Origin of the sequence: Pseudaquidulcibacter saccharophilus (assembly GCF_019455445.1) — a bacterium.
Taxonomy (GTDB): Bacteria; Pseudomonadota; Alphaproteobacteria; order Caulobacterales; family Aquidulcibacteraceae; genus Pseudaquidulcibacter; species Pseudaquidulcibacter saccharophilus.
In genome coordinates this window covers 897405-914108 of sequence record NZ_JAHWUS010000001.1, presented here as the reverse complement: position 1 = coordinate 914108, position 16704 = coordinate 897405, and the positions used below count along the sequence as shown (strand labels likewise).

Sequence of the window (16704 nt, the reverse complement as noted above, 5' to 3'; positions counted from 1 at the left end):
TTTCATCCAATCAAATGTAGCCCGCGACCATTATGCTTTAACCAATCTTTGTATTTTTTATAATCAGGCATAATTCGTTCAAGCTCGGCATAAAATGCGCGGGAATGGTTCATTTCCTTTAGGTGCGCTAATTCGTGTGCCACAACCTCTTTAAATACCGCTTCTGGCGCAAATATAAGACGCCAAGCAAACATTAAATCACCCTTTGAATTACATGACCCCCACCGACTTTTTGTATCGCGCACCGCAACCTTGGCAGGGATACGATTAAGCTTTGGGGCAAATGCATCAACCAATTCATGCGCTTTTTGTAATGACATTTTACGAAGTGCTACGCGGGTTTTTTCGGCAAAATTAATTTCCGATGACGGAATAATAAGGCGCGCTTGATAATCCCCCCCATCATCACACCTAATAAATTGCAATTTTGTGCGTGGCGGCGAAATCTCGAGCAAGGTAGTAAAACCCAAAATCGGAATTATTGCGCCGGGGGCAAATGCAACCACATTCTTGGCAATGTTATAATTACGGTCAAGCCATGCACCATTACCCGCCACAAACTTTTTAATCGCCGACATGTCAATAAAACGGGGGACAGTTATTATAACGCTTTGATGATCGCGGCTCATGCGCATACGCATATTGCGCCCACCGCGGTTAAGGCGGATTTCAGCACGAACGACCCGCCCACCATCAAGGTGAAAAGTCTCAAAAAATGGGAACTTTTTAAACAATAATAGATTCACGAGAATTATTTAGCAGAATTTCAGTAAGATTGCATAAAAAATGTTGACCAAAACATATTTTACTCTAAATTTGTTATAACAATTTATATAAGAGGCCATTATGAGCGCACCAAAAAGAAATTATAACAAAGCTGAATTAATTAAAAAAGATCTTGCCCACCATATGCCCGCCCAAGCGGATTATTCGCATATTGAGGCGCGTGGTGGCTCTACCATTATCACGCGCGCTGATGGCTGCAATTTTTATGATATTGATGGCAAAGAATATCTTGATGGCATGGCTGGGCTTTGGTGCGTTGCCGTTGGTTATGGTCGTAAAGAGCTTGCTGAAGTTGCCTATGAACAGATGTTGGAACTTCCTTATTATAACTCATTCTTTAAAACGGCAAACGTGCCGGCAATTGAACTTGCAACCAAAATTGCTGGCATTGCGGGCGGAAAGTTACAGCATGTGTTCTTCAACTCATCAGGTTCAGAATCGGTTGATACTATGTACCGCGTGGTGCGCCGTTATCACGCGCTTATGGGCCAGCCTGAGCGTAAGGCATTTATTGCCCGCACCAATGGTTACCATGGCTCAACAGTTTTGGGCGCATCTTTGGGCGGCATGAGCGCGATGCACGCAATGGATGATGCGCCAGTTCCCGATATGCATCATATTATGCAGCCATATAAGTTCAACCTAGGTTTTGATGAAACCGAAGAGGCATTTTGCGATCGCGCGGTAAAATCATTGGAAGATAAAATCCTTGAACTAGGTGCAGACAAGGTTGCCGCCTTTGTTGCCGAACCAATCCAAGGCGCGGGTGGGGTTATTATCCCACCAGAGGGCTATTGGAAAAAGATTGAGGCAGTATGCCGTAAATACGGTGTGCTTTTGGTCTGCGATGAAGTTATTTGTGGTTATGGTCGTACTGGCGAATGGTTTGGTCACCAAACCTATGGCGTTACACCGGATATAATTACTACCGCGAAGCAGCTTTCATCCGGCTATGCGCCAATTTCGGCAACCATTATTTCAAGCGATATTTTCGAAGTTTTAAAAACCAAAGGCGAAGATTTCGTGCATGGTTATACTTATTCTGGGCACCCAATGTGTGCGGCAGTTGCGTTGAAAAACCTTGAAATTATGGAAAATGAAAACCTTGTTGCCAAAACCCGTGACATCACTGCGCCACATCTTGCAAAGGCATTAAAGCGTCTTGAAAGCCATGAATTAGTTGGCGAGGCACGCTCAAAAGGTCTTCTGGGCGCGGTTGAAATCGTTGCCGAAAAAGGTACTAACAAGCGCTTTGGCGGCAAAGAAGGCAAAGCCGGACCAATCGTTCGCGATATCTGCATCAAAAACGGGCTTATGGTACGCGGTATTCGCGATTCAATCGTCATGTGCCCACCATTAGTAATTGATACCGCAGGCATCGATAAAATGGTTGATATTATCGAGAAATCTTTAAACGAAGCCAAAGCAGAACTTTTAAAGATTTAACCCATAAAATTTACGCCCATATCACCCCGCATTTATTGCGGGGTGGATATTTAAAACGCCTTCGAAAGCCCTATTCGTAAAAGCCGTGATGGTGTTTTCACTCGCTGCACATTGTTATATCCCTCACCATATATGTGCCGCGTAACGTTTTCAGATACGCCAAAATTTATCAAATTAATCTGCAAAGACACGCCGCGCGCAAAATTGTGATTATATTCCAATTCTGTTTCCAATTGGGCGGAAGTATCCATGCCTAAACCATTACTTTTGCCATTATAGCCAATCATAAAAGTAAATGAATTGGCTTTATTTGGGTTATAATTGACATTGATTTTTGAATTACCGCTTTCATATTTTAGTATCGAAAAATCTAATAATGTTGTCGGTGCAGAAACTTCACTGTGGAATATTTCAAAATCAAAACTTGCATCCAATTTGTTTGAAAACTTCTTTTTCAAAGATGCTGAATAACCATAAGTATTGGAAGAGCCAGCATTAATATAAGATGTTACATAAACGCCATTTGCGTGCAAAATTGTATATTGATTAATGTCATCTTTTGTATCACGGTAATATATGCGTTGGTTTATTGAAAACGCCTTATTATCGTAAATATAGCTTAATTCACTTTGTAATTTTTGTGCGGTTTTTAGGTTTGGATTACCCTGCGTAACTGCATAAAGGCTGTTATACATTGGTGCAGGATTAAGAACAGTAATATCCGGCATATCAGAACGTAAGGTTACGCTTGCCATCAATTTGCTTTCATCATTCAAATTTTTTGAAACATGGATAGATGGTAGTAAAAGATTGGTATCGGTTATCCCACTTATTGAGCCAAAACTATTTTTCAAATCCCTGCTTATCAACTCATACCGAAGCCCTGGCTTGATATCTATGCTTTTTATTTTTGCTTGAATTTGTACATAGGCCGCAAAATGATTATCCGTATAATCAAGAAGATAATTTTGGGTTTGCCCAATTACTGTATAATTTGCGAAACTTTGATTGTCTTTGCCCGAAATTATAAAATCACTTAAACCAAAGAAAAGTGTTTTATCACCATTTAACTTTTTCTCGACATCAGTTTTGGCGTCACCATACCAGTAATCGGTATTAAGCCTTGATGAACGGGCATATACACCATCATAATTGCTTGTAGCACGCCACTTAGATATATCAGCATTAAGACTTGCGGTTAAGCGGTAATCATCTGGCTTATTATTTTCATAGCCGATTGTGCCAAAATGCCGAAGATCGGTAAAGCGTTGATGCATTATATATGTTTCTTGGCGATTAATTCCGTTACCCGTGAATTGCTCGCTTTGGTTGGTTTTATTGCGAAATAGGTTTTTGCTTATTCCCAATTCAAGGCTTAAATTACTATCTTCAGAATAATTACGAAGCCATTTTGCATTTGACCTAATATAATCAAAGCCGGCATTTTGATTGGTAGAACTATTTTGTAATATATATCCGTCATTTTGAGGCATATCAAAACTTGAAACGCCAATAGTTTTTACATCTTCAGGCGAATGGCGAAATGACAAACTTCCGTTAAAATCCCATTTTAAACCGCCGTGCGTTATATCCAACCCTAAACGGTAACCATCCAATGTATCTGCCTTGGCGCTTATTGACCCCACCCATCCCGGCTTAAAATCTTTTATGGTTATAATATTTATTACTGCCTGCGTGTAAGAAGCAAATTCAGCGCCGGGGTTTGACACAACTTCAATTTGTTTAATTTGACTTGCAGGAATATTAAGCGCAATAGAGCTTTTTACGGGATGCCCATTTACCAAAAAGCTAACATATGCACCACCATTCATGGTTACATTTTTGGTTGCCGAAACAAAAACATTCGGCACTTTTTTTAATATGTCGCTGGCATCAAGGCTTATGGCATCGGGTCGGGTTTTTACATTATAGACGATGCGATCAACTTTGACCTTTGCATCTTGTCTTTTTGCCGTAACAACAACGACTTCCTCATTTGTATTGCTGGTTGTAGCACCCGATGGGACAACCTCTTGTGCGAATGCTGCATTTGCATACATAAACACACATAAAAAAGAGGTCGCAAAAACATATTTCATAACCTTAAGATGCCATAACAAATATGGCAATACAAGGTATTATTTTTTCCAATCCGTTGATTGTTCAATCAAATATTGCCTAAATGCCGCGATACGTTTTGAGCGGCGCAAGTCGGCAGGATAGATAAAGAATACATCAAGTTCCGGACCAGGGTTTTCAGGTAAAATTGGCACCAAATCCGTTTGTTTTTCCGCCAAATAGGTTGGCAAACCGCCAATCCCTAAACCTGCCGCAACCGATGTAACCAGCGCGGTGATGTTATTAATGCTCATGGCGGCAGTGCGTGGTTTTTGACTATCACGCCCCATAGTAAGCGCAAAGTCAAGGCGCTTCATTTCATCAGAATCGCTTGCGCCATAGGCAATAATGCGATGCTTGTCTAAATCTGCAAGTGTTTGTGGTGCGCCATTCGCCTCAACATAGGATTTAGAGGCATAAAGCGCAGTTTTTACCGAGAATAATTTACGTTGAATAAGATCGGCATGGGTTGCCTGCCAAAGCCTTACGGCACATTCAGCCTCTAGTGTGGTTAAATCAAGCTCGCGGTCATCGAGAATAAGACGTAGTGTTACTTCTGGATAGGCATCCATAAATTCACCAAGGCGTGGAGCAAGCCAAGTTGAACCAAAGCCGATTGGCGCGGTTATCAACAACTCCCCCTGTGGGCGATCGCGTGCGTCTTTCAGATTGGATTCTGCCACCGCCGCAATAGTTGCCATTTGCAATGTAGATTGTTGCAAAACCTTGCCCGGCCCAGTTAGGATAAGACCACGTGCATGGCGGTGAAACAATGGCACGCCCAAATCTTCTTCTAATGCCGCAATTTGGCGCGAAACCGCCGATTGCGAAAGACCAACTTTTTCCGCTGCCGCAGTTAATGAACCAGTGTCAGCAGATGCATGAAATGTGCGTAATTTATCCCAATCAATCATGACCAACACTTTCTAAAAATCTTTCGGCATCAAGTGCCGCCATACAGCCCATGCCAGCAGCGGTCACTGCTTGGCGATAGTTTTCATCGGTAACGTCACCAGCAGCAAAAACACCCTCTACATTAGTTTTTGATGTGCCAGGCTCAACGATGATATAGCCATTTTCTTTCATTCCGACCTTACCTTTAAAGATTTCAGTAGCAGGGGAATGACCAATGGCAACAAATACGCCGTCACATTTAACCTCTGATAGGTCGCCAGTTACAGTGTCTTTTAGACGAACACCAGTAACGCCGCGCGGTTCGGAATCGGCAAGAATTTCTTCAACGCCTTTATTCCATAAAACTTCAATTTTTGGGTTATTGAACAAACGATTTTGCATCACTTTTTCGGCACGTAATTCATCGCGGCGGTGAACCAACGTAACTTTTGAGGCAAAATTAGTAAGGAAAATCGCCTCTTCAACAGCAGTGTTGCCACCGCCAACTACAACAACCTCTTTACCACGATAGAAGAAGCCGTCACATGTTGCGCATGCTGAAACACCAAAACCGCGTAAACCTTCTTCTTCTGATAAGCCCAACCAACGCGCCTGTGCGCCGGTTGCGATAATTAAAACATCACCGGTATAAACAGTGCCGCTATCGCCAATTGCTTTGAATGGGCGTGATGATAAATCAACTTCCATAATCCAATCGGCAATGATTTCGGTTCCCATGCGTTCGGCTTGGGCGCGCATTTGCTCCATAAGCCATGGGCCTTGGATTTCATGTTCAAAACCAGGGTAATTTTCCACCTCAGAAGTAATGGTAAGCTGCCCCCCCGGTTGCGGTCCTTCAAGGATGATAGGAGAGCGCATTGCGCGCGCCGCATAGATTGCCGCCGAATAGCCCGCAGGGCCAGAACCAATTATCAAAATCTGGGTGTGTTTTGTTTCCACCGCCTGAATTCCTTCTTATATTTCAAACAACTAATTTAGTTAGTTTTGACGCTTTTGCCAATGATTGACAATGTCATTTGCAATTGATTTTATGTTATTTGGCAGGACATTTGCGTTTTTAAAGACCTTGCCGTTAAAAAATTCCGCACTGCCGCTTTGGATAAAGCTTTGGTGAAGGTCATTAAACTTCTTGGAACCACCTGAAAGCCGCAAAATATTTATCGGCAAACCAAAAAACGCCGCATCCGCTAGCATATTTGCACTGTCTTCGGTTATAAAGGCAATATCGGCATTGGCAAGCCATGACAAATACGGATTGTTGCCGCCAGTTTCTGGTGTATAGAATTCATAGTTTTTTGCACGTGCAAATTTTGCAAATTCATGCTCCACCTTTGGCGGTGTACGGCGTGAAGTTGTTATACAAATATGATAACCAACCAATAATTTTAATTGGGCAATTATTTCCCCTGCACGGCCTTCGGTAAATTTATGAGTTTTGGAATCTCCGCCCAAAATCACAATTGCTAATGGCTTATGTTTTTCATATTGCGCACGCGCATTTTCAATTGCGGCCTCTGAATAATAAACTAATCCGCCAAGCGTTTCATAGACATTATCACCCTTTACGTTGTCGTGTTTGGGCGCAATTACAAAGTCAAACTTTTCAGTTGGAATTTTGGGGTCTTGCAATTGAATTGTAAGGATTTTATCCCCCAACCTTTTCTTTAATAGCAAAGAATAGGCAATCGCGCGCCGCCCATTGGCGATTAAAATATCAGGTGGATTGTCAAAAATCGCCCTCTCATCTTTTGGCAAAGCGCCAAGAGGAAATGGCCATATTTCTGGTGGTAAATAAACCTGTGGTGCGCGCGGGGAAATTCGCACAATTTTTATTTCCGCATCGGGAATATATTCCGCGATGGCATTGGCGAACGCGATTGCTTGTTTTTCAATCCCTGCACGCCCGTCGGATAATGCCCAGATTGTGGTCATGCTAATTCCTTTACGTACCAACTTTTGCAAGTTTTTGCCCTGCTTTTTCTGCTAGGCTATCATACGCAAGATGCCGCAATAAATGCGGCATGACAATTACAAAATGCGGAATTAAATGTTCTAAATAATCAAAGCCCTAATAAGACGCGATTATTTCCACTCAACATCCATAATTTCAAGCGAGCGAATACCAGATGGCGTTGTAACCTCAACCACGTCACCAACTTCTTTGCCAATCAATGCACGGGCAATTGGTGATGCAATCGAAATTTTGCCTGAACGAACGTCAGATTCATCTTCACCTACGATTTTATAAGTGTTTTCCTCTTCAGTATCTTCATCAAGAACTTTTACGGTTGCGCCAAATTTTACAGTTGAACCCGACAAATGTGAAATATCGATGATTTGCGAACGCGCCATTTTGTCTTCAAGCTCGCCGATGCGGCCCTCGATAAAGCTTTGGCGTTCTTTTGCAGCATGATATTCAGCATTTTCCGACAAATCACCATGCGAGCGTGCCTCAGCAATTGCCGCGATGATTGCAGGTCTTTCAATAGTTTTTAATTTTTTTAATTCTGCATCGAGGAGTTTGTACCCCTCCTCAGTCATTGGTATTTTTTCCATTTTAGGAATTCCTGATTAAAAAAGTAAATTGGTTATAGTTTTACGTTTCGTCAAGCATATGCTTGCAGTGGTTTAACCTCTATTGGTTTTTCCTTCTCCGCAATTATGGCACGAATGGCGGCGCGCGCACCGGCAACAGTCGTGTAATAAGAAATTGACTGCATCAACGCATTACGACGAATTGAATATGAATCTGAAAGCGACTGCTTACCTTCTGTGGTATTGATTACCATCTGAATCTTGCCGTCGATTATGGCATCAACAATGTGCGGGCGACCTTCTAGCACCTTATTAATGCGTTTTGCCTTGATACCATTTTGAGTTAACGCCCGTTCAGTACCTTCAGTGGCAAGGATATTAAACCCTGCTTCTTCATATTTTCTTGCGACTTCGATAATGGCATTTTTATCGCCTTCTTTTACCGAAATAAATACAGTGCCGCCAGTTGGCAGAACCATACCAGAGCCCATTTGCGACTTTAAGAATGCCATATCAAAGTCTTTATCAAGGCCCATCACTTCACCGGTTGATTTCATTTCTGGTCCCAAAATTGGGTCAACACCAGGGAAACGGGCAAATGGGAATACGGCTTCTTTAACTGCCACGTGTTCAAGCTTTTTAGGTTTAAGATTAAATGCAGATAATCTCTCACCGGCCTGAAGTTTTGCGGCAATTGACGCAACCGGAATATTTACAGCCTTGGCAACGAATGGCGCAGTACGTGACGCACGGGGATTGGCTTCAAGGACATAGATTTCCTCATCCTTTACCGCGAATTGTACGTTCATCAAACCTTTCACCTTAAGTGCAAGGGCAAGTTTAATGGTTTGCACCTCGATTTCTTTGACAATTTTTTCTGGCAACGAATATGGCGGCAATGCACAAGCAGAATCACCAGAGTGGATACCCGCTTCTTCAATGTGTTCCATAATACCGGCAACGAAAACATTTTCACCATCGCAAAGCGCATCAACGTCCACCTCAATGGCATCACGAAGATATTGGTCGATCAATACAGGGTTATCACCAGAAACAATCACCGCCTCGCGAACATAGCGTTTAAGGCTGCTTTCATCGTGGACGATTTCCATCGCACGACCACCAAGAACATAGGATGGGCGAACAACAATTGGATAACCAACTTTGGCAGCGCCTTGTAGCGCCTCTTCTTCTGTGCGCGCGGTTGCATTGCGCGGCTGAATAAGGTTGATTTCGTGCAGAAGTTCTTGGAAACGTTCGCGGTCTTCGGCGATGTCGATTGAATCAACGCTTGTACCAAGAATTGGGATGCCAGCATCTTCAAGTGGCTTCGCAAGTTTAAGCGGGGTTTGACCGCCAAATTGCACGATAACGCCCATTAATTCGCCGCTTTGTTGTTCGCGGTGAATAATTTCAATAACGTCCTCTTGGGTCAATGGTTCAAAATACAATCTGTCCGAAGTGTCATAATCAGTTGATACGGTTTCAGGGTTACAGTTGACCATAATTGATTCAATGCCCATGTCCTCGCAGGCAAATGCCGCGTGGCAACAACAATAGTCAAACTCAATACCTTGTCCAATACGGTTTGGACCGCCACCAAGAATAACAATTTTTTGGCGGGTAGAGGTTTCGGCTTCACAATCTACAACACCGTTAGCAGCAGGCATTTCATAGGTTGAATACATATAAGGTGTGGTCGCGCGGAATTCTGCGGCGCATGTATCAATCCGTTTAAAGCATGGCACAACGCCCAAAGCACGGCGTGCTTTTGCAACATCATTTTGGTTTAGGCCAAGAATTTTTCCAATTTGCGCATCGCCAAAGCCATTTGATTTCACATGTCGGAAATCTTCGGCATTATCTGGCAAGCCATGTTTTTTAAGCAAGTCTTCAATTGAAATAATTTTTTCAATTTCACGCAAGAACCAAGGGTCAATTTTGGAAACATTGTGAATTTCTTCAACACTAAATCCCATGCGGAAGGCCTGACCAACGCGCATAATGCGGCTTGCCTTTGGTTTTGCCAAGGCCGCCAATAATTCGTCACGATCCTCGTACTCATTAACCGCATCAAGACCATCATAGCCAGTTTCCAAAGAACGAAGTGCTTTTTGGAAAGATTCATTGAAAGTTCGGCCGATTGCCATCGCCTCACCAACTGATTTCATCTGGGTGGTTAATGTGGTATCCGCACCCTTATATTTTTCAAAAGCAAAACGTGGGATTTTGGTTACGATATAATCGATTGTCGGCTCAAATGCCGCCGGCATTGCACCACCCGTAATGTCGTTTGCGATTTCGTCCAAAGTATATCCGACCGCCAGTTTTGCCGCAACTTTGGCAATTGGGAAACCTGTTGCCTTTGACGCAAGCGCAGATGAACGTGAAACACGCGGGTTCATTTCGATAACCGTCATACGCCCAGTTTTTGGATCAAGCGCGAATTGCACGTTTGAACCACCGGTTTCAACCCCAATTTCCCGCAATACCGCAATCGATGCATCACGCATACGTTGATATTCTTTATCGGTTAGGGTCAATGCAGGCGCCACAGTGATGGAATCACCGGTATGCACACCCATTGGGTCAATATTTTCGATTGAACAGATAATAATGCAATTGTCGTTTTTATCGCGAACAACCTCCATCTCATATTCTTTCCAGCCAAGAACAGATTCTTCGACCAGAATTTCAGTGGTAGGAGACGCATCAAGTCCACGCGTACAAATCTCTTTAAATTCTTCTTGGTTATAGGCAATACCACCACCAGTACCCCCCAATGTGAATGATGGGCGGATAATTGCCGGCAAACCAACTTGTAACAATGCAGCCTCTGCTTGTTCTAAAGTATGGGCAACATATGATTTCGGGCTTTCAAGGCCAATTTTATCCATTGCATCGCGGAAAAGCTGTCTATCTTCGGCTTTTTCAATCGCATCAGGTTTTGCGCCAATCATTTCGATGCCAAGACGTTCAAGAACGCCACGTTTATTAAGCGCAAGCGCACAATTTAGCGCGGTCTGCCCACCCATGGTTGGCAAGATTGCATCCGGACGTTCTTTTTCAAGGATTTTTTCAACTACATCGGGGGTAATTGGTTCGATATAGGTCGCATCCGCCAAATTAGGGTCGGTCATAATGGTGGCAGGGTTGGAGTTTACAAGAATTACGCGGTAACCCTCTTCCTTTAACGCCTTACAAGCCTGCACGCCTGAATAATCAAACTCACATGCTTGACCGATAACAATTGGTCCCGCCCCGATGATTAGAATTGATTTTATGTCCGTGCGCTTTGGCATTTTAAATTCCCACTATGGTTTGCGTTTGTCTTGGTTTTCAGAACTATATTTCGCAAAAAAGCCCCCGCAGCATTGAATCGCTGCGAAGGGCTTGAAGCTACGGGCGTATAAAGCACTTAATGAAAAAGTGCAAGGAAAATTAACGGTTAAACTAACGCTTTATTTTAACGATTCTTCGCGGGAACCCATTTAACGTCCAACGCACCATTGCCATTGGCACGACGCGCGGCAACGAATAATAAATCTGAAAGGCGATTTATATATTGCATTGCGGGTTCGGAAACGGCTTCACCTGCCTCAATTAATGCGGCTATTTCGCGTTCGGCACGGCGGGCAATTGTGCGCGCAACATGAAGATTGCTTGCCAATTTTGACCCAGCAGGAAGAATGAATGAATCAAGTGGCTCAAGAACCTCATTCATTAAATCAATCTCTTTTTCAAGGCGCGTAACTTGGGTTTCAATAATTCTAAGTGGGGTCCAAGTTATTGCGGGGCTATCGGGCGTCGCCAAATCAGCACCTAAATCGAATAAATCATTTTGAATGCGAGCAAGAATTTCATCCAAAACCTTGTCTTTTTCGGTATAGAGCCGCGCAACACCAATAAAAGCGTTGCATTCATCAACACTTCCATATGCTGCAAGGCGGGGATTGGTTTTATTGACAAGTTCGCCGGTGGCAAGACGCGTTGTCCCCTTGTCACCAGTTTTAGTATAGATTTTGTTTAACGTGACCATGCCAAATGATAATGGTTTTCAATTGGTTTGTCACCCCTTTTCACAAAATATTCTAATTCTAATCTTGCGCCTCATTTTGCGAACTTGCGACACTTGGTAAAAGGAATTCTTTCAACTTATCGCGGAATTCGCCCATCGATTTGGTTAAAAATGCACCAAGTGAGTTATTAGCGGGCTTTTCATTACCATTATCAACGGCGGAATTTGTGTCATTTGTACTAATTTCGGTGGTTGCTTGCGAGGCGTTAGCGTCATCACTTGCACTTTGTTCGGCCTCGGAAAGCGCATTTTGAATTTTGGCAATATAAATTCTAAGTTTATTGACGTAATCTTGATACTCACGGCTAGATTTTTCCGCGATACTAGCACTCTCAAGATAGTTTAGAAGGTTTTTATTTGCCTCTAACAATTTCTTATCAACCACAAGACCAACATCACTATCAACATTCATATAATGAATAGTTCCAATATGGCTGCCCAATGTTGTTTTATACGAACTTATCCATTCAACAATTGCATGTGCGGTTGTTGATAAATCAACAGTGTCATCAAACTTAAGTGGATCGGATGCCTGTGCAACATTCTCATTGGTTGCATCAGAGGCTTTATTGAAAACCAATGGGTCAACATTGGTCAAAAAATTATTTGACGCGTTTACAGCATTTATTTCCATGATACACCTTTAAACTATTAAGGTTCAGATAAACTACCCACAAGTAATTAACAAAATATAAACCTTAAATTATAATTTGTTATTTTTATTAAATTTTTTATCGAAGCGATAAATTATTTCTTGCTTGTAAATTTTTCAAAATCGTAAAATAGTTGCGCCAACATATAAATTCACACAGGTTCTCAAATGAAATTGTCAAAAATGCTGTTGGCCGCTTTTGTTGCGCAGGCCTTTTTTAATACGCCAACCCTTGCCCAAGATTATAAACCAACCGAACGTTTTGCCGCCCTTGCATTAAAATGTGCGCATAGCGAATATCCAAACCATATTTCACATGCGCTTAATTCCGCAAAAGATGCTCAAGAACCACATGTTTTATATCCGGCATTTTATGGCTGTTTTGATTGGCATTCATCTGTGCATGGGCATTGGCTTTTGGCCAAACTTGCGGGAACCTATCCTGATGCCCCATATGCAGCAGATGCAAAAGCAACCTTAAAACAATCAATTACACCTGAAAATATTGCCGGTGAAGTTGCATATTTAAAAACACCAGGGCGGGCATCATTTGAACGCCCCTATGGTTTGGCTTGGGCATTACAATTACATAAAGAGCTTTTGACCTCCAAAGATGCCGATTTACGCGCACTTGCCCCTATTTTTGAACCATTGGCAAAAGCATCAGCCGAGAAAATGAAATCATGGTTGCCAAAACTAAACTATCCAATTCGTATTGGCGAACATAATCAAACCGCTTTTGGCCTTGGTCTTGCTTATGATTGGGCAATTGTAGCGGGTGAAAAAGATTTTGCCGAACTTATAAAAGCACGTGGTAAATATTATTATGCGAATGATAAAAACTGCCCACTTGCCTATGAACCAGATGGCGAAGCATTTTTATCGCCATGTTTAGGTGAAGCCAGCCTTATGGCGCGCATTTTGCCACCCGCAGAATTTGCCAAATGGCTAAAAACCTTTTTGCCGCAAATTCCAAAGGATGGCACCGCAAATTGGCTTAAACCCGCAATTGTTACCGACAGATCCGATCCAAAACTAGCGCATTTGGATGGCTTAAACCTATCGCGTGCCTGGATGTTAAATACAATTGCCAGCTATTTACCCAAGGGCGATGCACGCATCAAATCACTACATGCTACCGCCAAAACCCACGCCGATGCCGCCCTTCCCAATGTTACGGGGGAACATTATGAAGGCGGACATTGGCTTGGAACCTTTGCGGTTTATCTATTAACCCAAGAGGGTGTGAAGAAGTAAATTTTATTCCTCTAACAAACGTCTTGCGATGACTTGTGCCTGAATTTCGCCTGCGCCTTCGAAAATATTCAAGATGCGGGCGTCGCACAATACGCGTGAAATTTGGTACTCAAGCGCAAAGCCATTGCCACCATGAATTTGTAGCGCATTATCGGCACACGCCCATGCAATGCGCGCCGCCAAAAGTTTTGCCATACCTGCCTCAAGGTCGCATCGTGCGCCTGTATCTTTTTCCAAAGCGGCAAAATAGGTAAGTTGACGAACACCCATAATTTCCGCCGCCATTTGTACGATTTTATTATGAACCCGTGGGAAGGCATAAATATAATCGCCGAATTGTTTACGCTCGGTGGCATATTGCAGGCCGATATCAAGGGCATTTTGCGCAACACCAATTGCACGTGCCGCAGTTTGAATACGCGCCGATTCAAAAGTCGCCATAAGGTGTTTAAAGCCCATACCCTCAACCCCGCCAAGCAGGTTTTTGGTTGGCACTTCAAAGCCATCAAAGCCAAGTTCAAATTCCTTCATACCACGATATCCAAGAACGTGGATTTCACCCCCCGTCATACCCTTGGTTGGGAATGGGTTTTCATCTGTGCCGCGCTCTTTTTCTGCCAAAAGCATTGAAAGACCTTTGAAATTATTGGTGTTTGGATCTGTGCGCACCAAAAGCGTCATCAAATCAGCACGTGCGGCATGGGTAATCCAAGTTTTGTTGCCGGTGATAACATATTTATCACCCTCTTTAACCGCGCGGGTTTGCAAAGAACCCAAATCAGAACCAGTATTCGGTTCGGTAAAAACGGCCGTTGGCAAAATTTCGCCCGAAGCAATCTTTGGCAAATAATGCGCCTTTTGCTCTTCATCATTGCCATTGATAATTAATTCACACGCAATTTCAGCGCGCGTTCCAAGTGAGCCAACACCAATATAACCGCGTGATAATTCCTCTGACACCACGCACATTGCGCGCTTGCCAAGGCCCGAACCACCATATTCTTCTTCGAGAGTAAGACCAAAAACCCCAAGTTCGGCAAGTTCGTCGATGATTTCCATCGGAATATAATCATCTTTAAGGTGCCATTCATGGGCAAATGGTTTAACTTTTTCATTGGCGAAAGCAAAGAAAGTATCGCGCACCATTTCCAAAGTTTCATCAAGGCCGGTATTTTCAATTGTAGCACGCCCTTGCACTTGGTGGATTAATTCCGCGGTGCGGGTTTTTAGCTCTTGGGTATTAAGGGCGATAATTTTTTGGCAAATCTCGCCATCAATTGCGGCTTGGGCCACAGATTTTATGCCAAGGTCGGTTGGTCTTATACGCTCCACCTGGGTCATCATAATGCCGGCGGCAATATCAGATAGATAATCGGCAAACAAAACCACGCAAAGATTGGCTTCAATTTCTGTAAATGCGCCTGCAGAGGCAAGCTCATTTGCCCATTTTGCAGTTTCGGTCAAAGTTGAAATATAGGTTTGATACCATGCCAAGCCATGCAAGATATGCTGTTCTTTATCAACCAATTTGCGGTCAATCTTACCGTCAACAACAACTTTTGCCTTGGCAAAGTTTACTGCCGCATCGCGAACCGGTTTTAATTCCTTTACGGCACTAGTTAATAGTGCGGGTAATTCATTGATTTGATTTTGCACATTTTCTGCTGCTTGTGACATGGTCATCTTCCCCTGATGTATTTATGCTGCAATAGCTAAATCAGGAAAATCACTATTTTTCAATAGAACTATGGTCTCAAATGCTGCAATTGCGAAAAGAATTAATCTTTTTGTGGGCGACCGAATAAATAGCCTTGCAAACCGCTTACGCCGATTTCACGTAAAATATCGGCCTCCATTTCGGTTTCAACCCGTTCAGCAATGGTTTCAAAACCCAAATCATGGGACAATGTATTGATTGCTTTTACGAACGCCTGATTATCCTTGCGCTCATTGATTGCCTCAACATAATTGCCATCAATTTTAACCTCATCAAGCGGCAATATTTTTAATGACCGGAATGAAGTATAGCCCGCCCCAAAATCATCAAGCGCAATGCGTGCATTCGAATCCTTTACCGCCTGTGCAAAATTAGCGGCAACATCAAGGTCGTGAATCGCAATGGTTTCGGTGATTTCAATTGTAAGGCGTTCGTCATGGGTTGTATCATTAACAAGAATGCCCAAAAATTCTTGACGCGCCGCCTCATCGGCAATGGTTGCCGCCGAAACATTTACCGCAAGCCTTATATCGCTGTTGGTTTTTAACTGACCCAAAGCAAGGCTAAGCGCGCTTAGATCAAGTCTTGCAATAAGCCCCGCCCGCTCTGCCGCAGGGATAAATTCAATCGGGCTGGCAATAGAGCCATCAGGGCGCAACATACGTGCCAAACATTCATATTGGCGAATGTTTCCGGTTTTGGTGTCAATAATCGGTTGACGGAAAAGGCACATACGATTTTCATCAAGTGCCGCCAATAATGCCTGTGCCTCTTTGTCATTGGCAATATCACTTTGATAACCAGAATTAGTCCGGCGCAGGGTTACAATCCCGCTTTCAACTTCTTCACGGATTTCAAAATGCACTCCATCAGGTTTAAACAACCTTACACCATAATTATTATGGCATTGACGCAATTTATTCCCAAAATCATTCACGCCAAAAAACGAACCAAGTTCATCAAGATTTTGCGGCAAGGGCGCAAGGTTAAACAGGCTTGTCCCAAACTTAAATGCCGAATTTCCAATCCATTTCAAACCACCATTGCCATCAACAAGACAGACCATGGTTTCAAGCAGATTTAATGCCGACCATAATAACCGTCTTTCATGCTCATTAGTGCTGAAAAACAGGTTTTCGGCATGAACAATATTTTGCCTATCAGCAACATTTTTAATTGGCGAATTCATCGTGGTTAGAC

General features: G+C 43.0%; 13 protein-coding genes. 2 read left to right on the top strand and 11 right to left on the bottom strand.

Annotated features, from left to right (window positions below):
• Positions 1–2 precede the first annotated feature (2 nt).
• Positions 3–746: a M48 family metallopeptidase gene (locus KXV15_RS04310; RefSeq protein WP_240006921.1), complete on the bottom strand. Its 744-nt coding sequence runs from the start codon at positions 744–746 to the stop codon at positions 3–5.
• 100 nt (positions 747–846) lie between these two features.
• Between KXV15_RS04310 and KXV15_RS04305 the strand changes: the two genes are divergently transcribed.
• Positions 847–2232, top strand: coding sequence for an aminotransferase (locus tag KXV15_RS04305; protein ID WP_240006920.1), 1386 nt, complete (start codon positions 847–849; stop codon positions 2230–2232).
• Positions 2233–2282: 50 nt separating this feature from the next.
• On the opposite strand, the gene KXV15_RS04300 is transcribed toward KXV15_RS04305, so the two are convergent.
• From KXV15_RS04300 to KXV15_RS04265, 8 genes are all read right to left on the bottom strand, one after another.
• A complete protein-coding gene (locus tag KXV15_RS04300; RefSeq protein ID WP_240006919.1) occupies positions 2283–4331 on the bottom strand; it encodes a TonB-dependent receptor plug domain-containing protein in 2049 nt (682 codons plus the stop codon).
• Positions 4332–4370: 39 nt separating this feature from the next.
• Positions 4371–5264, bottom strand: coding sequence for a LysR family transcriptional regulator (locus KXV15_RS04295; RefSeq protein WP_240006918.1), 894 nt, complete (start codon positions 5262–5264; stop codon positions 4371–4373).
• Positions 5257–6213 (bottom strand): thioredoxin-disulfide reductase, encoded by a 957-nt coding sequence (gene trxB, locus KXV15_RS04290; protein WP_240007205.1) that lies wholly within the window; start codon positions 6211–6213, stop codon positions 5257–5259. Before trxB ends, KXV15_RS04295 begins: the two co-directional genes overlap by 8 nt.
• A gap of 30 nt (positions 6214–6243) precedes the next feature.
• A complete protein-coding gene (locus KXV15_RS04285; RefSeq protein ID WP_240006917.1) occupies positions 6244–7197 on the bottom strand; it encodes a mitochondrial fission ELM1 family protein in 954 nt (317 codons plus the stop codon).
• Between the two features lie 150 nt (positions 7198–7347).
• The gene (greA, locus tag KXV15_RS04280) at positions 7348–7821 is read right to left on the bottom strand and encodes a transcription elongation factor GreA (RefSeq protein WP_240006916.1); all 474 of its coding nucleotides are present in this window, start codon (positions 7819–7821) and stop codon (positions 7348–7350) included.
• 50 nt (positions 7822–7871) lie between these two features.
• Positions 7872–11102 (bottom strand): carbamoyl-phosphate synthase large subunit, encoded by a 3231-nt coding sequence (gene carB, locus KXV15_RS04275; protein WP_240006915.1) that lies wholly within the window; start codon positions 11100–11102, stop codon positions 7872–7874.
• Between the two features lie 164 nt (positions 11103–11266).
• The gene (locus KXV15_RS04270) at positions 11267–11839 is read right to left on the bottom strand and encodes a cob(I)yrinic acid a,c-diamide adenosyltransferase (RefSeq protein ID WP_240006914.1); all 573 of its coding nucleotides are present in this window, start codon (positions 11837–11839) and stop codon (positions 11267–11269) included.
• 58 nt (positions 11840–11897) lie between these two features.
• Positions 11898–12512: a hypothetical protein gene (locus KXV15_RS04265; protein WP_240006913.1), complete on the bottom strand. Its 615-nt coding sequence runs from the start codon at positions 12510–12512 to the stop codon at positions 11898–11900.
• A 186-nt stretch (positions 12513–12698) separates the two neighbouring features.
• On the opposite strand from KXV15_RS04265, the gene KXV15_RS04260 reads away from it, so the two are divergent.
• Positions 12699–13787, top strand: a complete 1089-nt coding sequence (locus KXV15_RS04260; RefSeq protein ID WP_240006912.1) for a DUF2891 domain-containing protein — start codon at positions 12699–12701, stop codon at positions 13785–13787.
• 3 nt (positions 13788–13790) lie between these two features.
• On the opposite strand, the gene KXV15_RS04255 is transcribed toward KXV15_RS04260, so the two are convergent.
• The gene (locus tag KXV15_RS04255; protein ID WP_240006911.1) at positions 13791–15470 is read right to left on the bottom strand and encodes an acyl-CoA dehydrogenase family protein; all 1680 of its coding nucleotides are present in this window, start codon (positions 15468–15470) and stop codon (positions 13791–13793) included.
• 95 nt (positions 15471–15565) lie between these two features.
• Positions 15566–16693 carry an EAL domain-containing protein gene (locus KXV15_RS04250; RefSeq protein ID WP_240006910.1) on the bottom strand — a complete coding sequence of 376 codons (1128 nt, stop codon included), beginning with the start codon at positions 16691–16693 and terminating at the stop codon, positions 15566–15568.
• Between the last annotated feature and the right edge of the window lie 11 nt (positions 16694–16704).